Genomic DNA, 24,063 nt, shown 5'->3' with positions numbered 1-24,063 from the left:
GCGTCAGGCCCTGTCTCCCCCGACTGACAACGCCTCCCTCACTATTGCGACGATATCTTCCCGCGACGCCAGCGCCTGTTCGCCGCCGCGTCGACGCACCACGACAGAGTCGTCCGCCATTTCCTGCGCGCCTGCAATGAGAATGACAGGCGTCTTACGGCGCCTCAGCACCTTCATCTTCTTCGCCAGAGAATCATCGTCCAGCTCCATTTCCACGGGGATGCCGCAGCCTCTCAACAATCCGCCAACGCTTTCGCAATAGGCGACGGCGTCCCGTCCCACTGACGCCACCACCACCGGCTGCGGATGCACCCAGGCCGGCAACGCCGATTGATAGGACTCCAGCAGCACGCCAATCCAGCGCTCGATGGAGCCGTACACCGCCTGATGCAGAATAACCGGCCTGCGCCGCTCGCCTTCGGCGTCGATATAGTGCAGATCAAAACGCTCCGGCATGTTGAAGTCCAACTGAATAGTGCCCATCTGCCACTGACGCCCTTGCCCGTCCTCTAACGCCAGTTCGATCTTGGGTCCGTAGAACGCGCCCTCGCCTTCCTGCCGGACAAACGCTGCGCCACTGGCCGCGCATGCTTCCGCCAGCATGAGCTCCGCCCGCTCCCAGTCTTCAGGAGCGCCAAAATAATCCCGTTGCGGGCGAGTGGATAGGAATACTTGCGGCCGACCATAACCGTAATCCGCATACACGCGCTCCGCCCTGCGCAAGAACGCCTGAATCTCCTCGCTTACCTGATCCCAACGGCAGAAAACGTGGGCGTCATCCTGAGTAAACTGACGCAAGCGCATCAAACCGTTCAACGCGCCGGAGCGCTCATTGCGGTGTACGGAGCCGAACTCGAACAGGCGCAACGGCAAGGATTTGTAACTGCGCACGCCCCGCTTGTAGAGCAGAATGTGCGCCGGGCAGGACATCGGCTTTAGAGCATACTCCGGCTCATCGCCGAACCCTGCGCCAACAAACATATCGTCCGCATATTTTTCCCAATGCCCTGAAGTCTCCCACAGCTCCCGCTTCAGAAGCTGGGGCGTCGCCACCTCCTGAAAATCTTCCGCCTCGTAGGCGGCGCGAATGTGGCTCTTTACAGTGCGGAACATCCGCCAGCCACGGGGATGCCAGAACGCCATGCCCGGCCCTTGCGGCTCGGAGTGGAACAAGTCGAGTTCTTCTGCTATATCACGATGATTTTTCATATTTCGCCTCCTACGGCTTCATTTCGGTAACAATTCAGGACCCGAAACGAAAACAAGAAGGCGAAAAAAAACCCTCCGGCTTTCGCTCGGAGGGTCCTTGTTCTTCAGACGCGCACTAACCTCCAAGCCATTTGGTGGTGGTGCGGGTGGTTGAAAAAAGATTGATGAGTTTCATGAGGGCTAACATAGCATCGAAATTATTAACATGGCAATGATATCGCCATGTTAATAATACAGCGGCAAACCATTTACGGAATAATTTCTAACGTCCGATGGACGCCCTGTGGCGAGAAACTAAACTTAGAATGCAGTCGTTAGAAATGGAGGTCCGATATGTCAGGCATATTCGAGCGTCAAGACGCCCCTTACCCTTCCGATCATTTCACTCCCGACATCCCCGCCCCACCCACGCATACGCCGTCTATGCGCCATCATATCCGCGCCGCGGCGGATCACTTACGCAATGATTCAGAGCAGTTACGGCAATGTTCTCCCGAGCAACAGTTGTATCACCGTTACGTCGATGCCGGCGAACCTCATGGTCCGCCCTTATATGCAGTAAAAGGAGAACACTGGAACGGAGTTTGTCCAGCATTCCTCGATTTTATTAATCGATTCACCTTCCGACCTGAAGACATGGGCTACGCAGAATGTGGTTACGGCATTCAACGACATCGCGACTTTCTGCGCCGCCTGATTGTCGCTGAGCATGACCTGCACTCGCTGCAGCAGGGCTTTGCGGGTCGCATCGACGTCGGCTGTCTGGCGATGACGACGCGTATGGCCATGTACGATCTGGCGAAAGTGGCTCACCAACAGTTCAAAGCCCGTTGGCCCGACGCAACGCCAGTGGCGCTGGTCCCCACTCCCAGCTGGGATTATCGGGGCATCTTCAAAGACGTTGGTTTTGAGGTGGTTTATCTGCCAATCCGTCCACAACACAGTTGGCTGCCTGACCTGTCAGAGTGGAAAGACATTATCGGCGACCAGCGGGGGCTGCAAAGCCGTCGCATCGCACTCGTTGTGAGCAACCCGCAGCACAATCCTACCGGTATGCAGTGGCCGACAGAGGTGACGGAGCGCTTGCTGCAGGTGTGCGCAGAGGAATCCGCATACCTGCTGCTGGACGACGCCTACTTCAACGTACACGACCCCAGAACGCCAATTGTGAATCACTTGAAATCGCTGCTGAAGGCTTTTGACGCCAGGGGAGGCGAGAATGCGCTGGTCAGGTCCGGCATGTTCGAACGCTGGGTCGCCACCCGTCCCTTTGGCAAGCAATTCAGCTGCAACACTATGGGTGTGGCGGCGATTACCACATCGCCTTTGCTGCTGCGTCAGTTAGCCCGTGAATCCTGGATCAACCGTTATCACTGCAACACCCATAATGCTGAGGTGATGTGCGCCTGGCTGGCCACAGAAGCCGCTGCGGATTGGACAGTTGAAACCGGTTTACTGTATGCGCGACAGAAAGAGCATGTGAAGCAGCATCTGGTGACGCAATTGGGATGGCCGGAGGATGGCGTCTGCGTCGGCCCGTCCACCTCCTACATGATTTTCTCAGTACCGGAAATCTATCAGAGTGAAGCGGCTGGCATTGATCGCTTCCGCGACGATCTGTTCTACGCCACCGGCACAATGTTGTGCGCCTCGTTATTCAACCAGCAAGCGCCAGCGCCCTACGTCAGGCTCCATCTGGGCAGTCATCCCGAGATTATTGATGAGTTCCTGAGGCGCTGGCGAACAGCCGGATTGCATTACAGTCAGAATCAGCTTTTCTCAGGTCAGGACGCCCTCCAGACGCCGCTGCCCCAACAGCGGTTCCGGCTTCAGGCCGAGACAGGAAGTTAAGCCCATCACTTTTCCCGCTGCGGTAAACCTTTGAGTTCCGTAGTGGGAAGGAAACGACGCGATGCAGGTATGGCCTGATCGACAGGGATACCCGCCCCCCGACACTCAAAGTCCGGGGCGTAGGAATAGTAATGGGTAGTCAGATGTAAGCGGCTGCCGTCATCCAACATGAACTCTTGCTGAGACCAGCATTTGCCGTAGGATGGCGCGCCAGCGACGGGAACTTCAAGATAGGTGGTCAAGGCCCCTACCAGGACTTCACATGCGCTGGCGGTCAATTCGCTCTGCAGAATTACGCCGGGAACAGGAAGCCTGTTTGCGGTTTTTTGCGTGAAGTACTCGTACTCTTCCCCATTGGCTGCGATCAGTTCCGCTACTTTTTCTTTTTCAGGCAACCAGTCGGAGAGGATGTCGATGGTTTCGTATAAGTCCCCCCCCTGACAGTAGCGCAAATCCAGCGTATACCCGTCGGCCAATCTGGCGCTGGGACGGTTGAGCGCCGCACGAGTGGAGCGGGCGTCAATGCGAAACAAAGTCAGAGAGCGTTGTCTGGCGTCCAGAATCATATCCGGCGCATGGATCGGCTCGACCCTCACCTCTTGGGACCAGCTTTCCGAGCTATCAGGCCAGCGTCCTTCAACTGTCGCCAATTCACTGTCGGAGCTGATTCTGTCGGCGTTGAGCCAGATGAAGGGGCGGTTTACCCCCGCTCGGTCCAGACCGCCCTCAGGCAGCGGATACACCAGACGCTGTCGGCCAAGCGCGAACTCCACGCCGCCCAGGCCGCGTCGTTTTTGCTCTGGAGGAATGACAAGGCCATAAGGGTCCAATAAGGGCAGCAACCGCGCCAGGTCTTTACGCTCCTGCAATAAGAGCGCCTTGGCGGCGTCGCTCGCATACCAGCTTTCTTTGACGATAGTGTCGAGAGAAGCGGCCGCCGCAGAAGCGCAGACGACCGACAACATCAGGCATGGAAGCGCAGTGCGTCTTCCCGGGATCATTGTAATTGTAGGTCCGCGCGTTCCTGCAGCAGCTGATATTCATCCAGCAGGCTGTCGCGCTGATTTTCCAGCGCGAGCATGTCCTGAGCGGACATCACTTGACCGCCGACTTCCGCACGCCCCAACTTCATTTTCAGGTTGTTCATGGCGTACTCCAGCTCGACGACTTTGTCCTGCAAAGCCTGCTTGCTGGACTCCTGTGAGCTCACCTTTTGCTTGAGCGCGGACAGGTTCGCGGATGCTTTATCCAGTTGCTTCCTCAGCTTGCTCAACTCTGCGCGCTGAATCTTGAGCGCCGCCGTGCGCTCGGCTTTGGTCATTTCCAGTTCGCGGTTGCCGGCTTCGACCTCCGCGGTTTCCGCATTCACCTCGCCCAGCTCACGTTCCTTGCCAGCCTTGCGCGCTTCATAATCGCCGCCGTATACCCCGTACAGGCCTTCAAAGAAACCGCCTTTGCGGGGATTGTTGTCCGTATTCGGCTGATGCGCGCATCCTCCCAACAGGAAGGACGCAGCAATCAGGCCGGCTGACAGAGTTCGCAGAATCATACGCGCTTCTCCTTGTCCGGCCTGAAGTTAGATCAGGTTCTGCTGGATGGCGGCCAGCTGCTCTTCCTGTACGCGCATGGAGCGGATAGCGTCAGTCAGTGCAACGATTTCTTTCTGCAGTGCGTTCTTTTCAGGAGTTGGCGCCGGGTTCTCAGCCAGCATGGCGTCGAACTTGGTCACCAGATGCTGATGGTAGTCTTCCAGCACTTCGATCTGACCGGCGTTTTCTGCGGATACTTTCTGCAGACGCTCGTTTTGTTTGGCGTACACCAGCTTTTTGTTCTGGTTGGACACTTTGGTCTTTTTGACTTGTGCGATTTCTTTTTCGATGGACTCAATTTCTTGCTGCAGATTGTTTCTGGTGTCCAGCGCGTATTCACGTTGCGCCGTAGACTTGGCGATCATCACATCCAGCGTGTCTTCCTGGGAAATGGCTTCTTCACGTTTGTCCTGCACATGGCCGCCCAGCAGACCGCCCATCAGACCGCCGGCCGCCGCGCCGACCAACGCGCCGCGTCCGCGCTTATCCTTATCCACCAGAGCGCCAGTCACTGCGCCCAAGGTCGCGCCGACAACCGCGCCTTCAGTGACGGTTTGGGTACGCTGATCGCTGGTGGATTGAGCGGTTTTCTGATCTGCGTTCTGGTCCGCTTTCTGCGGCTTGGCGTTTTGTTGCTGGCAGCCAGTGGCGGCCAATGCGCCTGCGAGGACAAGGAGGCTTAATTTCTTCATCTTACTAATCCTTATAGCTAGTCGTTTAATTCAAGATTGCGTTTAACTGATCTTTCAATTCGTCGTCTCCAGCCTCCGCAGTGGAAATGCATTGGCCGAGATGATCCAGCAGCAGGCGGGTAACAGGCTGATCGGATAGATTTGCGGTTGTCACTCCGTTGTCCTTTAAATGACGGGTAAACTTCTCTGCGCTCAGATTCTGATCGCATGCATTCGCCAAAGCTGTTTTGTATTCCCCTAAACTCTGCGCCGCCTGATTTTGCGCAACATCGAGCTGCGCACGCGTCTTCTGAACATCCTGTTCGTAACGGCTACCAAAACGCTCTCGTAAATCTTCGTTCACTTTAAGGCGTTTTTGCAGAGTGAATGTATTGCTTTCGGCCTTCACCCAACTACTGTAATGCTGATATAGGAACAGACTAAGGCTGGGACTGAGGTCCTGCGTCACTGTTCCGTTGGCGGGCGCTGGGCCGCCAAGGCCGGTTATTGTAGCGATTGGCGAAGGAATTAGCACTATTACGGCTAAAATTCCTCCAGCCGCACCCAGCCCCGCCACTCTCGCCAGCCGTTGTCCGAAGCGACCGTCCGGCGCTTTGGCGAATACCTGACGTATGCCGATGCCCGCCACGAAGCCGCCCAACGCCAGAGTGATAAGATACTGCATTGGTCCGGCAAGATTTGTCCCCAATCGTTTGATGGAGGACAACATATCTCCCACCGACGAGAGATCCACGGGAGACCCTTCCACCAACGCCAGTCCACACACCAGCGCGCTCAAGCTCAGCCCGTGCAACAATAGATATTTCGGGCGGAACGGGATACAGCCCAGCAATACGCTGAACATCAGGCCGAACACCAATCCTTTTTCCGCATGCAGATATGAGGCGTGATTGCGCAGCGTAAACAGGATGAAGCCCGTGGACATCGCCGCCCACAGTGAACCGAAAATGACACGCTCAATCAAAGCGCGCTTGTAACGCCGCTTCTCCTCCCGTTCATCCGCCAGTTGCGCTTCCGCCATGGGCAGCAGATCAAGAATGAACCTAGCCTCGGCGATGCTGGTCGGCTCCGCCCGATAGATGCGCCCGAACCATTTAACCTGGGACGCTTCGCGGAATCGCTCTGCAGGAACTTGCGCTATCAGTTCAGCGGGAGACTGATGTTTGAGTATCGCCTCCAAGACATGAGCCATAAAGGCCATGCCGGGCATTTTTTCGAACGCGCCAGGCTGGGTAAAAGATCCCATTTCGGCGAACTTCAGCGGAATATTCAGCAGGGGGTTCGCTTCCACCCGTGGCATCAGGGTCTCGGTCCCGCTTTGCTGTCGCAGTCCCTTCAGTGAGGTCAGATAAGCGATAACCTCTCGCTGCCAGTTGTGGGCGTATTGACGCAGGGTGACGTCTCGTTGCGTCTTGCCCGCCTGCTCCAATAGATTGTGACGATAAACCCCGGTAAGCGTTTCCAGGTTGCTGCGGGTCAGGTTCTTGGCGCCTTGACCGAGAAACGCCTGCAGCCCCTCACGGGTCAACTCCAGTTCTTTAAACTTAGCCTTGAGGTTAGGGTTCAGATAACTGATGAACTTGAACAGTCGCAGGTTGGGATCGCTGCTCTCCTGGGCGAAGTGGCGCACCCGTTGCGCCGCCTCCAGGTTATCCTGAGAGGAAAACCAGTTTTCCAGCTGCTTCGCCAACACCTTGTCCACCAGGGGATTGACGTCCCATTCCGACTGTAGCGCCTTGCCGACTTCCTCCAAGGTCATACAATCGTGCAGACCTATGCGGAAAGCTCCCTCCGGCACCTTGCCGCGCGCGGACACCCGCCGCGCCTTCACTGGCTCCAGATCCCGGTAGACAGGAATATCATTGTCGCCGGCCAGCCAGCGGGCGACCTGCTCTGATCCCCATCGCAACTCATTGTTGCGCGTCAGCAGACCAGCGCATAACAGACGCCAGTGCACATCGGCGACGCCGCTCACATCGATGTCGTGCAGAATCTTATGATCCACTACGGTTTCGTGGTCAATCTGCTCAAATACGCCCTTCCCGCGCAGACATTCCATGATGATCATGCCCACCGACCACCAGTCCAAGGCGGCGGATTTAAGGCCGGTGCTGGCCTCCGGCGCCGCATAACGCTCAGTACGGGAAATTGTGGTGCGGTTGCTCTCGGTATTCATCAGGGAGGAAATACCGAAGTCCACCAGACAGATATCCAGCGGAGAAGTGCTGCGCAACAGGATATTGTCCGGCTTTAAGTCCCGGTGCACGATGGCGTGATCATGCAGACGGCTCAGCGCATCGTGCAATTGCGCCAGCAGTTTGTGCACCATACTCAGCGACATGGGGCCGCTGATAGATTTCAGGTAGGTTTTTAAAGTTCCCGCCTGCACATACTCCATCACTTCGAAGAAGCGATGGGTGCTCATACAAAACTGCGCCTCTATCAGGTTGACAACGTGGTGTTGGCCCTGATTCTCCAGCAAATAACGCACGACTTCGTCCTTCGGACGCATATTCGGGTTATACAGTTTGAGAATGCAGTCTTCACCCGTGTCGTGCCGGGTGACGATGCCGACGGTCGCTTCCGCGCCAATGGTGGTCAGCCATTCCACCAGATCATAGTTTTGCAGAATGGCGGGAGGGATCACCCCCCAGGTAGAGGCTTTGCCGGTAGCGGTATTATCGGTGCGCCGGGACGTGTTCGGAGACGAAACAGCCGTAGCGGGCTGCGGCACCACTTTGGTTTCCGGCGCTGGTTGCTGCTGGGGCTCAGTGCGCTCCTGAGGCTCCGTGCGTAATTGCGGCTCGGTGGGCTCATCGCCCTTCGGAGCGTCCTCCTCCGCAGGAGGCGCTTGCGCGAGCTGCGTCGGCTCCATCCCCGGCGCTATTTCCGTAGGTTCACAGACCTGTTGCGGCTGAGTGGGATCCACCACTTCGTCCAAGCTATCCTGTGAAGGGCGAGAATCCTCAGTCACTGCACCACTCCGTCAGACCTCTGAGTAAAACGTACATCAACGGCTGCAACAACGCAGCCGCATGAACACCAAAGTAAAGTCCCGGCCGCGACGCCTCAGCGTCAACCGGGAAGCGCCATCCGCGCCAGATTCAATCATCCAGTCTTTCTATAAGAATAAACGAAAAATTGTCATGCGCTCCGCCTGTCTTGATACGGGCGCTTAGCCACTCACCTACCTGTTCGGTGTCGCCGGACATCATATTGGCCTCAAATTCAGAGGCGGAGACGATGTCCGTCACCCCGTCAGTGCAGATCAACAGCCTGTCAGTGACGCCAAACCGGACCGGGCGATAATGAGCATATGGCGCATTGTTAATCGGCTCCACACCCAGAGCGGCGATCAATTTATGGCCGTCCAGCCCGGTTAATTCAGGTGGGTCATCATCGTCATATCCGAACACATCGTCAATACTGACCTGACGTAAGTACCCGAATTGCCAATGATAAATGCGTGAATCCCCAATATTGAACGCATGCAGCGCGCCATCCTGCTCGTAGACGCCGGCGAGGGTGGCGCCCAGCCCATGGGTCTCCGGACGGTTGTGCATCAACTCCGCCAGGCGGGACTGGCAGCGATCCAGCACGCTTTGCAGATCCGGCGCGGCGCTGAGATTACAAGCCGCCAGGGTCGAACACAGCGTATAACTGGCCAGTGCGCCGCAGGCATGGCCGCCAAGACCATCGGATACCGCCCAGCTTTCCGACCCTGTGGTCTCAAAATACCGGGTGACGGGCTCCGGCATGGATTGGTTGATAACCTGACCGCAGATCAACACAGTATCTTCATTGTGCTCCCGCTGCAGTCCGGTATTGGTTTGAAACGTTACCTTTAATTTCACTCTTTGCGATCCCTGACGTTACTATCGAACCCTTTTGCGCCCTGTCATATTATCGTTTGACTTCACCGACGCGCCGGCTATCATTTTGTGGTGGGCCGCAGCGCGTCATTTTATTACAAACACTCGTTATTTCATTACAAACACTAGTTGTCACAACGAGTTGCGCGGCCACCCCGTTATTCTTCAGAAGCCCCCTCACATTGGCAAGCAACTTATTACTATGGAAGTATCAAACGCCCTCTCGGCAGTGCGCCAAGCCGTAAAAGAAGCCACCCAAGGGCTGGTTGAGCGCGAAACGATCGTTGACCTTATTCTGCTGTCCGCCGTTGCGCGGGAGCACCTGTTGATCATCGGGCCTCCCGGCACCGCCAAAAGCGCCGCCGTACGCCGAATCGCCCAGGCGCTGGGAGGCAGATACTTTGAATACCTGTTGGGACGCTTTACCGAACCCAGTGAGATATTTGGACCAGTAGATATCCGCAAGCTGTCCGAAGGCGTGGTGGAAACCGCCACCGACGGCATGCTGCCTGAGGCGGAAATCGCCTTCCTGGATGAGGTCTTCCTCGGATCGACGGCAATTCTAAACACCTTGCTTGGGGTTCTCAATGAAAGGCGTTTTAAACGCGGGCATACGCAAATCGATTGTCCGTTGCGTATCTGCGTCGCCGCCTCTAACCACTTACCGGAAGATGAAACTCTTGCTGCTTTCGCTGACCGTTTCCTGGTGCACTGCTTTGTAGAGCCCGTGGCGGATGCGCAGCTGGAAGAGTTGCTACGCCAGGGCTGGTGGGCGGCGACTCATCCTCCAGTCAAGAGCTGCGAAATAAAGCTGCTGGATACTCTGGCCGGGCAGGCTCGACAGGCGGACATGTCACTGGTTCAGCCGTTGTTGGCGAAGTGCGTGCGCCTGTTGCGCAAGGAAGGCATTCAATTGTCTGACCGCAGGGTGGTGAAAGCGCAAGGCCTGATCAGCGCCGCCGCTACCTTGGCGGGGCGCAGGCAGCCCACTGAGGCGGACCTGTGGCCATTGCTGTACGCGGTCCCTACCCGAGAGAACCAGGAAAGCGCCCGCGAGATTCTTAGCGAAGCCTTGCGTCATTGTGAGAACGACGCACTCTCCGCCGCAGCGGAGGCCGCCGCCAACAGCCCCGTCGCGCGCGCCGCGCGGCTGGCGGAAAAGGCGGAAGCGTTATTGCAGGAAGAAGCCTCCCAGGAACGCCGCAGTCGGCTGGAGGCGCTGGGCCGGGAAATCGACGCAGGCTTTGCGCCAGACGCCCTGCCCGAGCGCCTCATTGCAGTACGCCAGCGCCTACAGGATGCATTGACGCAGCATGAGGCGTCGCAAGGAGAATGATTGAGATCGAGTGGCGTCGAAGTGCGCTGCCGCTGCAACCCGGCGCACTGCTCGCACGCGAACAATACAGAGCCGACTGTCTGCGCAGCCTGCTGCAATTGGAGCCTCCCCGCCAGGCGGCGTTGCTGGGCGTCGCCGCGGCGTCCTGCATCGTCATCCTGGGTGGCGAGCAGGATCTCCCCTGGATTCCAGGCGTTATTTATCTGGGGCGCGCGCCGTCCAGCCCTCATCTATGGTGGCCGACCTATTTGCAGCCGATGACGCCGCCGGACCTGTTGCAACAGGCGGTGCATCGTCACGCCGGCTCCGGCGATTTCGCCATCGACCCGGAACGCCAATCCTTGATTCCCCTGCGGGAAGCCTTACCTCTGGACCCGCACACCATTCAGGACATACTGAAACGCCATGCAGCTTAATAAAGGAGCCGAGAAGTGGTCCGTTCTGTTGCAGCTGTTTCAGGATGACCTGGGCGACTATCTGAACACCGCACAGCAAAAACTGGCGACATTGTTTGGCCCGGCGCGACAGAGCGCACTAGCGGGCGAACGCGAGCCGGACGGTTACGCCGGCGTATCCCGAGAAGCGGATTACCAGCGTCTGCTGCTTAGCGAATGGACAGTCGCCAAACGCTTCCCGCAGGAGTTCATGCGCAGAGCCGCCATGGGCGAACACTTGTTCTTGGCGCAAGCGCAAAAAACATCCCGCAGCGACCAAAGCACCCTGCTGCTCTTTGACAGCGGCCCCATGCAACTGGGGGCGCCGCGACTTGCGCACTTGGCGTTGTTTATCCTTTTCCTGCGCCGCACGGCCCGACAAAAACGCATTCTGCGCTGGGGCATGCTGCAGGACGACAAAGTGCAATTGAGCGAACAGGCGGACGAAAACGCGGTCATGAAAATGCTGCGTTCACGCTACCCACAGCCGGTAACGACAGAGCATCTCTCCGCCTGGAAGCTACGCTTACAGGAACTGGAGTATTCAGAGTTGTGGCTGGTTGGCGGCCACACGTCAGCCTCCCTGCCCCATTCTCGTTCTATCCTGATTGAGGAAAACGTCGCGATTGGCGCCCCGGCGTCGCTGCAGATCAGCCTGCCATCTGCATCCGCCAGTTCCGTTAGGCCACCCGGCGACCCACTTGCTTCCGCCAAAACGATCACACTCGCTCTGCCGGAACAGGATGTTGGCCTGCGTCTGTTACGCAACCCATTCAGTCAGAACAAAGCGCCCCCTAAATCGACTCAGCAAGAGGCTATCACCGGGTTTGCGGCATTCAGCCAGAACGGTCGCAAACTGGCGTTTTTCCAGGGGGCCAACAAGATTATCGCCATGTCTATTCCTGGCTCTTCCCGTGAAAACCCAGGAGGGGTGAAAACGCTGGCTTGGCCAAAAAGCCAGCAATTGCTGGCTTTGTCTCTTAGCAAAAAGCGTCTTAGCGCTATTCTCGTCTCGGGACAAAAGTCCTATCTTCACCGCTTTCCGGGTTGCCAGGAAACTCTGGCCCGTCCCGGCGCTAAGGATATTTCGCCCCTGCCGCCGGGAGCGCCGCCAACCCCCTTGTTTTTCACGCCGACCGCCAAAGAGCAGCGCCAACTTTGGGTGAAAGACGCCAAAGGACGGTTGCTGTATATGAACTGGGACGCTAACGACGCAGAGTTTGAGCGTAAGGACGAAAACGTTCTATATCTTGGCGCTTATGGCAAACGTTTGTTCCGAGCGGTTTGGCGCAAGCCGAACCTGGTCGTCTATGGCTCCATGAGTGGAGAAAGCGCGCCTCTGAAGGAGAAGCAATTCCCTACTGAACTGCAATCGGAACCCTGTGTTTTCTTCCATACAGGATCTCATGGCTCTGTACAGGGCGTTCCCGCCATGGCGTATCAATATGCTGAGAATACCTGGAAGATCTCGGCCGCCTCAGTGAATGAGACTATTGAAGTCGCCGGGACGGATGGAACCGTGGTCGGTATCGTCTCATTCGCCCCGCCGGCGCAAGAGCTGGGAGGGTATGCGCGTCAGGCCAGACCCAGCCTGATTGTGCTGGAGCCGTGCGGAACCAAAGTCACCGCCCGTCAGGACTCCCATGCTTTTCTAGTCATGAAAAATACGCGCAAGATGTCGCATATGATGATCAATCCACACCTGCCCTATCTGCACTACATTGAAGACAGCGGGGACTATGTCGTCTACGCCATCCTGAAGCAGGAAGAACTCCTGCGCCTGCCCGTCGACGCCGCATCAGGGGCTTTTTCTGATCCAGGCGGAGAGCGTTAATGAAAGCGAAAAAGCTGCTGCATCAAGGTGTTCTCGATTGCCAGGGCCTCTTGCTGGAACTCGGAAGCAATCACGCGAACCTCGACAAACTGAAGCGTCATGTTCTGGAAAACTGGGTTCCAGGCGCGTTTCTTTATGAACTTGACGAATGCTGGGCGTTGGTCTGGCCGCAACCACGGGAACTGGACTGCCAGCAGATAAGCGGTTATGCGTTGGTGCGTTATGGCGACACGCTGTCCACCACCCCCTTGCATGACGGCCAGTTTACGCCAAACGGATCTCTACAGTGGCTGCTGCGCCAACACGCTGGCGACTTGGCCCGTCACTCACTACACAAGGAAAAACTGCGCGCCCCTTCCGAGTTTATCGCCATCAGCCGCTACCGGATTCTGGCCGTCGAACCTCTGGGTGAAATCAGCCCGCCGGAAGTCGCTATTCAACATGTCGACAGCGACGTCCGCCAGGTATTCAAAGGGGCTGGTTTGCATGCGTCACAGGCCCAACAAGAGACGATCAACGCGCTGAAGCAAAGTCAATCAGGGGCAAACGCCAGTCCTACGCTGTCCGGCCTGGTCCGCGCAGCCGTATCCGGTTTATTCGGGCGGCCTGGAGGGAGCGGCTCTGAAGCTGCGCCAGGCTCCAACCGCCCCCATAATACGCCATGGTCAAGAATGCGCGATGCAGTGTCGATGTATCTCATGACCACGCGAATGGGCGCTCTCCTTGGCAGAAAGCAGGCTCAGCATCTTCAGAAGATGATGGAGCTGTTTGAGCAGGGGTTATTGGAAGAAGCGCTGAAAAATGCGATTCCGCTCGAGGATGTGAGAGATGCATTTGAACGAAGTCCAGGAAGTCCCACTTTTGGCTCACCTGATTCCCGCCAGAATCTTTCTCTGAGCACTAACAGGCAAAGCAGCGGCGGCTCCATTTACGTACAAAATGAATCCATGAGCCTGCTGGAACGGACCTACGAGCAGGCGTTCAAACGATTGGACGCCGCCGGCAAGGTCGAAGAAGCCGCATTCGTACTGGCGGACCTACTGCGTAAATACGAAAGAGCAGTGGACTATCTGGAAAAACACGGCAAGCTCAAGCTCGCCGCTGAACTGGCGGAGGGCCAGCAACTTGCTCCCGCCCGAGTCGTGCGGCAATGGCTCCTGGCTGGGGATACAGCCCGCGCCATCGCCATCGTCAGGCAGACTGAATGCTACAAAGCCGTCCTCGATCTGTTACATCGGCACGCGCCGGAAGAAGCCGCCCGAATGCGCTGGGAATTCGCCCGCCAGCAGGCTGCGGAAGGCGCCTTCCATGCAGCGGTGACGCTTGCCTGGCCGCTGGAGGATAAGCGCGGCGAGGTGATTGACTGGATTAACCAGGCGGTCTCCGAAGGCGGTCATAACGCCGCAAAGTTATTGATCTATTACCTGAAAACAGGACATCCAGCGAACGCCCAGGCTTATCTGGCGGAAGTGCGGAGAATACTGTCCGATGATCGAGCCGAGTACGCCAATATCCGCCATACCCTCATTCAGGAATTGAGCACAAGCAGCGGCGCGGACGCCAAACAGGAAGGCGTGCGACTGGCGGCAAGCACTGCGGTTCGCGCCCTGCTCAAGGAACTCAACGCAGGGCATGCGAAGTATAACAAGCATTCGCTGCAGCGACTTCTCAGCGTAGCGGCTGATGCATTACTGAGTCACGAGGCAACAGCGCTCGCGCTGGGCGCCGCCCAGCGCGCGCCCGGAGAAGCCTTACATGTTCGCGCGTCGCCTCTGGAATACAGTCTTACAAAAGGCGCCGGCGCAGCCATCCTGGACATATGCCCGCTGCACAATGGCGGATTTCTTGTCGCACGAGGCGACGCAGGCTTGTTTATGTATGACTCGCGGGGCCACTGTGTTCACAGCTGGTCCGTCGGCGCCCGCGCACTGGTGGGTTCGGATCACGGCAATCGCGCCCTGGTGCTGGACCGCAATGAAAGCTTTATCAAAGCGCAATATTTTGATCTCGCCGGACGCAGCGTACGCCGCTGGCTGGAGCTTAAAGCCGACCGCATCGCCGCCAGTTTCGATGGCGGACAATGGATCGCCGCAGAAGGGGCCAGTCTGTGGTCGCTGGATGTATTAAGCTCCCAGAGAAGCGCGTTATGGAGCATCTCCGACTTGCCTGGCCGGATCGTTTCGCTCAATCGCACCCCCCAAAGCCTGACACTACTGGTGCAATGCTCCGATGACGCCTTCGAGTTGTGGCGCTATCGGCTGCCGCACTTTTTCTTGCGCGCACGCGACCCGGTCAGCAAAACGATCATTCGTCAATGCCGTCCCCTGGCGATGGCGCCGGATGGCGTCATCGCCGGTCTTTTCAAAGATCATGGCGAAGATGGAGCGGAGTATTTATCACTTATTGCAGGCGATCATCGCGGAGATCCGTTAGCTCTGCCGCCAACAGACAAAATCGCGCATGTTCTGCTGCTGGATGACTGGCTGGCGGTGGAAACCCAAAGCCCCGGCGGCGGCCGCAAATTCCGCCTGTATGCAAGGCAGGGCAGACTTATCCGGCAGCTCTGTCTATCCATCAATGTGGAGGGCTTTGCCCCTGTGAGCATAAAGTTCTTTTCTGACCTACTGACCCTGTACAGCGATGACGGCAGGATAATGGCGATAGAACTCACTGAAGGCCGTCTGGTGGCGGACTGGAGCCTATAAGGTTTAAATGCCGGAAATACGGCTACAAAATATATTTGCTTCCGCTATCGCTTTCCCCCTTGCAGTTTTGGGCCCGCTCATCTACACCTAAATAACTCTCCTCTTGTGGCCAGGACGTCCGCAATGAGCTTAAGGTTAAGGACCCTGCTCTCTCTCAGCTTCGCCGGAGTGGTCATCGCGACGACCGCCATGGTGAGCGCTATTGTCAATTACGAAGCCTCCCTCCGCCTTCAGAAAGAACTGGATCGCCAGTTTATCGGCGCCGCCTCGCAACTGGCCGAAGACCTTGACCGAGGTGTTTACGCCAGACTGCGAGATATCGTGAATGTCTCCAACCTACCCACAATCCGCCAGTTGCGCCCTGGTCAGGAGGAGGAACGGCGCGATATTCTGGAGGCGTTGAAGAGGACGCAGGAATACTACGCCTGGATTGGCTTCACCGATGAAAATGGCGTGGTGATGCAAGCCACCGGCGGCCTGATGGAAGGGCTGAGCGTCGCAGATCAAAACTGGTGGCGCGACGGGAAGTCCGATCCCTATGTGGGCGATATCCGAGGCCTTCGACAAGACGTCGACGACAATTCGCGCCTGACCGCCAAGCTCTCCAATTTCATTGAGGTGGCCGTCCCCATTAAAGGTCGGCAAGGGGTCGTCATGGGCGTACTGGGCGCTTACGTGAGCTGGGATTGGGCGACAGAAATGGCTGCGAACGTATTGCGCCATCAAAGCCAAAACCTGGAATTGCTGGTGGTATCCCGGCAGGAGCGCATCATACTGGGACCTCAAGCCCTGCTTGCGATGGAGATCAAACTGCCGGCGTCACTCAGAGCACACACCATCGGGCTCGTTCACTGGCCGGATGGCGAGCGCTATCTCACGGGCTTAGCTGACACCAAAGGTTTCCGCAGCTTCAACGGGCTGGGCTGGACAGTCGTGGCGCGACAGCAGGCGGAAACCGCCCTGGCGCCGATTCGACAGTTACGCACGGTCATCTGGCGCTGGGGGGCGATTATCGCCGCCGCCTTCGCGTTGCTCGGCTGGGTCATTGCTGAACAGATCTCCCGCCCATTAAAGTCCCTGGCCGCCGCAGCACGGGAAATCAAGGACGGAGCCCGCTTAATCGCATTCAAGATGCAGCAATCCGCCCCCCAGGAAATTCACCAGCTGGGCGATGCGCTGGGCGACATGATGCAGCAACTGAAGTCCAGAGAAACCGCTTTGCAACGCCAATATGCGGAACTGGATATGCTCTATGAAGGCGCGCCTATCGGTATCGTCATTGTCGACCAGACCATGCATTGCCTGCGCATGAACGCCAAGCTGGCGGAATGGAGCGGACTGCAGAACGCCGCCGTATACGGACGCCCTCTCCTGGGACTTGCTTCGAATCTGTTAGCGCAATTCGAAACGCCGCTGTCACAGACATTGTTATCAGGAACGCCCTCCTTTAACGCAGAAGCCATGATCAACGGCGAAACCGATGACGTGGAAAGGCATTTTCTCGCCACCTGCCTGCCGCTATATGAAGACGAACAAAGCGGTCCCGCCGGCGCAGCGCTGCTTATTAGCGAGATGACCGCACAACGTCAGGCGGAGTACTTCGCTACCCACGACTCGCTCACCGGCCTCGCCAACCGTCGCTTCCTGACTGCATACCTGTTTCAGGAGCTTGCCATGGCCCGACGCCGCAAACGCAAGCTGGCGCTGCTGTACCTGGACCTGGATCGTTTCAAAGCCGTCAACGATACCTACGGCCACGACGCAGGAGACGCGCTGTTGAAAGAAGTCGCATTTCGCCTGAAAAGCCTTTGCCGCGAATCCGATTTGATATCCCGCTTGGGCGGGGACGAGTTCGTCATCGTCGCCCTTGACCACAAAAACCTCAACAACTCCGCCCGCCTCGCCAAAAGCGTCGTCGTCAGCCTGTCGCGCCCTTATATCCTCGGCGGCGTTCACATACATACCTCACCCAGCATCGGCATCGCCGTCTACCCGGACGACGCCAACGACGAAACCGCCCTCCTCCGCTACGCTGATGAAGCCATGTACGAAGCCAAAAAATCCGGGCCCGGCCAATATCGTTACTATTCGCTGATTAAATCAGGGTTATTAGAAGCGAATGGGGGGGCGGATTCTGTGGCTTGAGCGGGGGAAGCGCCAAGCCACAATGGTATAAGTTCAACAGTGGGGATTTAACGAAAAAAGCCGACTATTGCTAGCCGGCTTTATGCCCTGCATTAGCGATCAGCTATCGCCACTTTGCGTTAATGCCGGCTTTGATGGTCTCCCAATCGGTTTCCGACACAGTAAGCTGACCGGAGTTGGGTGCGGAGTAGCCTGACATCAGGTCCGCCAATGCAGCGATGTCGTCTTCGTTAAGGGTCGCCAGATCAAGCTTAATCTCACGAATAGGCTTAACCACCGCATCGTACCATCCCTCTACAACTAACCGGTCCCGTTTGCCGTACCCCAATATTTCCACCACCAATGCGGAGCCGGACCGACGGAGCCATACCTGTTCCGCCGTCACGCCGCCAATGATAACAATGCGGTTTTGTCCCTCGTCGTTTACATCATTGATAGTGTCTGATCCATCATTGGGGCCAAATACATAAACGTCTTCACCAGGGCCGCCTTCCAGGTAATCGTCGTCTTCACCGCCTTGAAGGATGTCCTCGCCCTCGTCTCCATAAAGTCTGTCATTACCCCTTCCGCCGATCAAAGTATCGGCACCCGCGCCACCATGGAGCTGATCGTCTCTCAGCCCGCCATCGATGTAGTCGCTGGCTCTGGAACCTATCACGACATCCGCTCCGTTCCGGGTTTCAATGCGTGACACGCCAATCAACTCCACGGCACTAAAATCGAGAGCATCGTTCCCGTTGTATCCATCGGCGCCGATCAGGAGATTAACCCCTTTACCTAAATCGATTTTTTCCACATCCAGCACAGACTTGGAGTCACCATCTTTGGGGGCGGGAATACGAATCATGTCATCGCCGTCAGTTCCGAGAATGACATCAAAACCTTCTCCGCCAATAAAGATATCCACGCCTTCGTCTCCGCCATTGAGCACAAAGGTGTCATTGTCAGAGCCGCCATACATAACGTCATTACCGGCGCCGCCATTCAGATAATCGTCACCTTCATCGCCATATAGCACATCATTGGCTGAGCCGCCATTCAGACGATCATTTCCACCACGTCCATGCAACGTGTCATTGCCTGAGTCACCATTAATAACATCCGCACCTTGTGAACCGATGACAACGTCATCACCGCTATATAGATCTATTGACGCGACGCCAACCAACTCTATTTGGCTGAAGTCCAGATAGTCAGTCGTGCCATAACCTTTGGTTCCTGTAATCAGGTTACGACCGCCACCTCCGTCGATACGCTCAATAGAGACCAACTGGCTCTCAGGATCACCTGATTTGATCAGTGCGAACTTGAACTCATCGTCCCCTGCGCCGCCTTCCAGAACGTCGAAGCCTTCGCCGCCGTCAAACCGGTCTCCCGCCTGACTGGCGCCGCGGACAATAAATCGATCATTGCCGCCACCGCCATATAGACGGTCATCTCCGGCTTCGCCAATTAAGACATCCGCTCCAGCAGTTCCATAAACAACGTCATCGCCAGAGCCCGCATTGATTTCAGTGATCCCCAGCAGGGTCGCGCCTCTGAAATCGAGGACATCACTCAGGTGAGTGCCGATGATTTTGTCCTGCCCACCACGGCCGTCGACCACCTCAATGTTGACGACGGAAGTCAGGCGGATCAGGTCATTTTCCGGCGTACCCAGAATCTGGTCACGGCCTTCTCCACCGTCAATCGCATCTGCATCCGCATCACCGGCAGTGATCATAAAGCTATCGTCGCCCTTGCCGCCTTTCAATATGTCAGCGCCCGGCCCGCCTACAATCAGGTCAGCGCCTGCGCTGCCTTCAATCAGGTCGTCGCCGCCCAAACCATCGATTCTGGCGATATTCTTCAACAGCGTATGCGTCAGCACGATACGATCCGCGCCTTCCGTTCCTTCTATCAGGTTATAGCCGGCGCCGCCGTCGATTTCCTCCACGGAGGCTTCATCGCCATACTCTGGCGCAAAGACGCCATAAGTGGACAGCCTCACCACATCGTCGCCGGAACCGCCAAGAATACGGTCATATCCCTCACCGCCGATGAACAGATCGGCGTAGATGTCTCGACCTTCGATCAAGAAGCGGTCATCGCCTTTGCCGCCCAACATGATATCCGCGCCAACGCCGCCAATAATCGTATCGGCGCCATCGCCGCCTGCAATCAAGTCATTGCCGCCGCGCCCCTGCAATTCGTCATCGCCATCTGTGCCTTGCAGGTTGTTGTCGCCATCGTCGCCATCTGTCTGCGTGTAGGGCGTTCCTGGCGTTAGCGACCATTGCAGGGCGCTGTAATCAACCAAGCCATTGGCGCTGGCGGGGGCATCCACTAACACGCCCTGGTCACTTTGCGCCTTCAGTCCCTGGTAAATCACCGGGAACGTGACTGACGCCGCATCCAGGATATTCAGGTCAGCGCCCGCTTTGACTGACGCGGTCGCCGTGACGTCTTGCACCGCTGCGCCGTAATTAGTTACGACGGGCCAGACCCGCGCCTGTATTCTGCCTCCATTGACGACCTGATCAGTCACTTCAACAGAGCAGACCACCAGCTTCTGTCCGGGTTGTTCATCGTCCAGGTTGTAGAGGGTCACGTCGTCCACGTCATAATCACTGTACACTGGGTCGTCACTGACCGCTGGAGCCAGGATCAATTTGTAGGCGATCTCACCGTCCGGTTCACAGTCGTCCACGCCTCTGACGCTGACGGTCTGCGGCAAGTTCCAGCTAGTCTCGGTGAATTGCAGATAGTTCTCCGTTAATAACAGGCCTTCACTGGCGTCGGACAGGCTGAGATTGATCAGCACGCTTTTACCCGCTTCCGGCTTCCGCCCCAAAGAAATCTGGATATCAACCGTTTTCGCGCTGCCTTCTTCCGTTTCCAGCGAAGGCGGCAGTGAGACGATAACCGGCGCAGAGTTGGACTGCTTGGTCACCGTACAACAGGCGGCTACGGAGACCTGATTCACCTCGTCTTTAATCAACGCGCTGAGGGTATAAACCCCGTCCGCCAGACCATCCAGACTCCAGGTGTATTTATCACCGTCCCCATCCAGATCTTCCTCTATGTTGTCGGCAATGACGACGCCATTCGCAAGCAAAGTAATCTTCGCCGCGCTGTCCGGGTCGGCGTCGGTCCATTGAATCGCGACCACGCCGCCGGACAGAACCTGGTTTTCCTTCGGCAGAACAAAAGCGAAAGTCGGCTCGTCATTGACGCCATCCACATTCACAAAGAAACTTTGCGCCGCGCTCCATGGACCCACTGTGTCTTTGGCGTCAATCGCCTGCGCCCGCCACCAGTAGGTTGCGTTATCAGACAGATCAGCATCCGGCGTCCAGATAGCTTCGGCGCTCTGACGCTCCATGATTCTGTTCTTCAGTTCAGCATCGGCGTACAGCTCGAAACGATAGGTCACCGCATCGCCGTCCGGATCATTAACCGGATGCACGGACAGGGCTGGCCTGGCGACTTCAACCCAGACGCCATCCGCCGGATTGTTCAAAGTTGGCGCGGGGGGCGCGAGATTCTCCGCGTCAACGGTGAAAGAAGCGCTGGTCCAGGGGCTGAATGACAGCCCGTCATAGGCTTTCACACGCCAGTAATAGACCTTGTCTTCCACCAGACCTTCTACTCGCCAGGACGTGGTTTGCTGCGTTTCCGTTATCGCGCCGGAGGCTTTCTTCTCCGCGCTGTCGAATGTCTCAACCGTATCCAGCTCAAAGAAGTAGCTCAGGTTGTTACGCTCTGGATCAACCGCGTTGTGCACTTGCAAGTCCAGGACGACATCCGCCGTCACCGCGCCGTTCTCTGGCGCTGCGATACGCGGGGCCGCCGGCGCTTCATTCAAGGTGCTGACGATAAAGCTGGCGGCTTCGCTGGTGGCGACAGCGCCATGCTCGTCAGTGACCTTGGCAATCCATAGATAGACGCCATTCTCTTCCAGTAATTCAGAGACCTGCCAGGAAGTCTTGCCGCCGATGCCGGGATTCAAGCCTGTCACCTGCGCCACCGGATTGGAGAAGCTCGCGTCGGATTCCGCATACACATAAAAGCTGTAACTCAACGCATCCCGATCCACGTCAACGCTATTATTAACGACCAAGGTAGGCCTTACGGAGGCGACCACAGACTCACTGGCGGGAGAAGCAATGGCGAATTCGCCGGGCGCATCGTTGGCGGAGTTAAGGAAGAAGCGTCCATTCACCCAATCGCTGTTGGCTTCAGTGCCTTCCAGGCGCGCGCGCCAGTAGTATTCCGCGTTGTCGCTGAGCGTGACGCCCGGCTCCAGTTTGTCATCGGCGATAACCGCCTCCGTGGTTGCGCCACCCTCCGCTACGCCAGCCATCGTCGCTACTTTTTGCTTCAGGGCCTTATCGCGGAATACCTCGAATCGATAGCTATAGGCGCCATCCTGATGCGCGCCGTTTTTGACTTTTAATACGGGAGCGGCGGTAGCCACTTCCGCGTCATAGGCAGGGGTGTCCAGCTCTGGAGGCTGCGGTCCCGTGGGGGGATTCTTGGGATCGCCGCCGTTCAGGAATTCCGCCAGATCCAATATGCCATCATGGTCATAGTCATCGGTTCCATCACGGGAAAGGTCTCCGAAATGCTCTATCTCCCAGGCGTCGTCCATGCCGTCGCCATCGCGATCATTTTCAGGGTTCACCACGATTTTCACGGATTTGGCCGCTTTCAAGGCGCCATCGGTGGCTTCAAAATTAACCACGTAGGTACCGGCTTGCCCACGCTGAGGGAACCAGTTGAATGTCCCCGTACCGTCGCCTTTGGTATTGAAGGTAGCGCCGCTGGGAGGATTCAGAACGGTTAACGTCGGTGTGGTTTTATTGGGGTCGCTGGATTGCACCAGAAAGCCGACCTGACCGGTTTCATAGGTCGTGCGATCGCTGATATGTTGAATAACCGGCGGTAGATTTACCTGCGCGGCGCCGCCAAATTCCAGCGTATATTTGGTGTCGCTGGACGAGGACAGGCTATCAAACAGGTTCAAGTAATAGTCGTAGTTGATCTTGTCTTCTTTCAGGGTTTTGGACAGCCAGAAGTTACTCACTGGCAGCGCTTTGCCATCGCCGCGCACTACTCGCGTCAAGGCCTTGTCGCCCAGGTAGGGATCACTGACCTTGATGTACGCCAGCCCTTCCATCGCGCCAACGGTCAACACGCGTCTGACGGAACCGCCACCGCTCTGCTCGCCGCCAAGAGCGCCGCTCAAAGTTTTGACGTCAGTGCAGTCGTTACACACCGGATTCTCGACGCCCAATGACTCAGATTCATACACTTTGTAGCCAGCGCCTTCATGCGCAAGAAAATCCGTAATATTGTCGCGCCCAGGCAAATCAACTTTAACGTCGTGCACCAATAGATGTGTGACCGGGGCCTGCAGCAAAGACGTCAGGGCGCCGCCCAGTTCGTCGGCATGGGTCATCTTGGCGGTCAGTTCCGTGAAAGTGCCCGTCAGGGAAGACTCCATGATCCAGCGTCCGACACGATTGTTCTTGGCGGGAATATCGCCAAAGTCGATCAGCAGGGTTTTATCCGCTGGCTTGTCATTCAGGTAACTGCCAGTGATTTTGAAGTCCACCAGCAACTGATGCTGATTGTCGATAATTTTAGGCTGCGCCGATTCGATTTTGACTTTATGCGCCGCGCCGCCGCCCCGGTTGGAGATGCGTACGCCCAAGGTGTATGGCTCCGCCGGTTCAATTGGCGTCGTGAATGGGTTGTCGCCATTCACTTCCCGGGTCAGGAAGTAGTCGAGCAGTATGTCGGGCTGTGGTTTGACAACAATCGTATCCGGCGCCACCTGCAGGGTCTCGGATTTACCGCCGTATGTCAGATTGAGGGTTGCGCCGACATAATAGAGCTTGCCCTGCCCGTCAGCGCCGCCGGAGCTTTTGGTGGGGATGATCAGCCAGCGCAGCTCGCCGACTTGAGCGGGGTCGATCTTACCATCGGTAATAGCGCCGTTCGCCCCTGACAAGACGGAGTTGATCCCCTGATGCTGATCCAGCTTGATGAAAAACTTCGCCGAGCTGTGATTCGGATCAGAGGAAGCGATGACCGAATTACCCGCATCATCGCTGAACTGAATCGCAATCTTGATATTCTCCAAGGCGAACGCATCCAGGCTATTGGTCACCCGCATCGTCGCCTCAAAAGCCTGCCGCTCCACCGTCAATTCCTGGGAGAGCTCCATCTTCACCACCGCACACAGCGACTCCTCCGCCCGCGCAACGCCACCCAGCAGCCCCGCCACGAACAAAACCAACCCCGCCGTCACGATCCACGACTTACTTCGAATCGCTGTCATTTGAATTCCCAAAGCATGAGTATAACTTTTCAACCAAGTATTAAATCAACCTTGATACTTTCACTAAA

At 56.9% G+C, this 24,063-nt stretch carries 13 protein-coding genes; 6 read left to right on the top strand and 7 right to left on the bottom strand.

Going from position 1 to position 24,063, the window contains the following annotated elements; genetic code table 11:
• Positions 1-3: 3 nt before the first annotated feature.
• On the bottom strand, positions 4-1,209 hold the full coding sequence (gene thrS, locus AC2IBB_RS14505; protein ID WP_486333546.1) for a threonine--tRNA ligase: 1,206 nt from the start codon (positions 1,207-1,209) through the stop codon (positions 4-6).
• A 333-nt stretch (positions 1,210-1,542) separates the two neighbouring features.
• Here thrS and AC2IBB_RS14500 point away from each other — a divergent pair, with 333 nt between their 5' ends.
• Positions 1,543-3,060, top strand: a complete 1,518-nt coding sequence (locus AC2IBB_RS14500; protein ID WP_486333545.1) for a pyridoxal phosphate-dependent aminotransferase — start codon at positions 1,543-1,545, stop codon at positions 3,058-3,060.
• A 5-nt stretch (positions 3,061-3,065) separates the two neighbouring features.
• Here the strand turns inward: AC2IBB_RS14500 and AC2IBB_RS14495 are convergent, their stop codons facing one another.
• From AC2IBB_RS14495 to AC2IBB_RS14475, 5 genes are all read right to left on the bottom strand, one after another.
• Positions 3,066-4,061, bottom strand: coding sequence for a S41 family peptidase (locus tag AC2IBB_RS14495; RefSeq protein ID WP_486333544.1), 996 nt, complete (start codon positions 4,059-4,061; stop codon positions 3,066-3,068).
• Positions 4,058-4,609, bottom strand: coding sequence for a hypothetical protein (locus AC2IBB_RS14490; RefSeq protein ID WP_486333543.1), 552 nt, complete (start codon positions 4,607-4,609; stop codon positions 4,058-4,060). Before AC2IBB_RS14490 ends, AC2IBB_RS14495 begins: the two co-directional genes overlap by 4 nt.
• A gap of 27 nt (positions 4,610-4,636) precedes the next feature.
• Positions 4,637-5,341 carry a glycine zipper 2TM domain-containing protein gene (locus tag AC2IBB_RS14485; RefSeq protein WP_486333542.1) on the bottom strand — a complete coding sequence of 235 codons (705 nt, stop codon included), beginning with the start codon at positions 5,339-5,341 and terminating at the stop codon, positions 4,637-4,639.
• A 25-nt stretch (positions 5,342-5,366) separates the two neighbouring features.
• Positions 5,367-8,315, bottom strand: a complete 2,949-nt coding sequence (locus tag AC2IBB_RS14480; protein WP_486333541.1) for a protein kinase domain-containing protein — start codon at positions 8,313-8,315, stop codon at positions 5,367-5,369.
• Between the two features lie 130 nt (positions 8,316-8,445).
• Entirely contained in the window at positions 8,446-9,195 is a 750-nt protein-coding gene (locus AC2IBB_RS14475; RefSeq protein WP_486333540.1) for a PP2C family protein-serine/threonine phosphatase, read from the bottom strand.
• A gap of 220 nt (positions 9,196-9,415) precedes the next feature.
• Between AC2IBB_RS14475 and AC2IBB_RS14470 the strand changes: the two genes are divergently transcribed.
• From AC2IBB_RS14470 to AC2IBB_RS14450, 5 genes are all read left to right on the top strand, one after another.
• Entirely contained in the window at positions 9,416-10,549 is a 1,134-nt protein-coding gene (locus AC2IBB_RS14470) for an AAA family ATPase (protein WP_486333539.1), read from the top strand.
• Positions 10,546-10,965: a bpX5 domain-containing protein gene (locus AC2IBB_RS14465; protein WP_486333538.1), complete on the top strand. Its 420-nt coding sequence runs from the start codon at positions 10,546-10,548 to the stop codon at positions 10,963-10,965. Before AC2IBB_RS14470 ends, AC2IBB_RS14465 begins: the two co-directional genes overlap by 4 nt.
• The gene (locus AC2IBB_RS14460; RefSeq protein ID WP_486333537.1) at positions 10,955-12,817 is read left to right on the top strand and encodes a hypothetical protein; all 1,863 of its coding nucleotides are present in this window, start codon (positions 10,955-10,957) and stop codon (positions 12,815-12,817) included. The genes AC2IBB_RS14465 and AC2IBB_RS14460 overlap by 11 nt, the downstream gene beginning before the upstream one ends.
• Entirely contained in the window at positions 12,817-15,522 is a 2,706-nt protein-coding gene (locus AC2IBB_RS14455) for a bpX6 domain-containing protein (protein ID WP_486333536.1), read from the top strand. Before AC2IBB_RS14460 ends, AC2IBB_RS14455 begins: the two co-directional genes overlap by 1 nt.
• 123 nt (positions 15,523-15,645) lie before the next feature.
• Entirely contained in the window at positions 15,646-17,667 is a 2,022-nt protein-coding gene (locus AC2IBB_RS14450; RefSeq protein WP_486333535.1) for a diguanylate cyclase domain-containing protein, read from the top strand.
• Positions 17,668-17,770: 103 nt separating this feature from the next.
• Here AC2IBB_RS14450 and AC2IBB_RS14445 read toward each other — a convergent pair whose 3' ends face one another.
• Positions 17,771-23,995 (bottom strand): putative Ig domain-containing protein, encoded by a 6,225-nt coding sequence (locus AC2IBB_RS14445; protein WP_486333534.1) that lies wholly within the window; start codon positions 23,993-23,995, stop codon positions 17,771-17,773.
• Positions 23,996-24,063 lie beyond the last annotated feature (68 nt).

The sequence above is a fragment of the Hahella sp. NS-SX17 genome (genome assembly GCF_057367735.1).
This window is presented reverse-complemented; position numbering and strand designations above follow the sequence as displayed.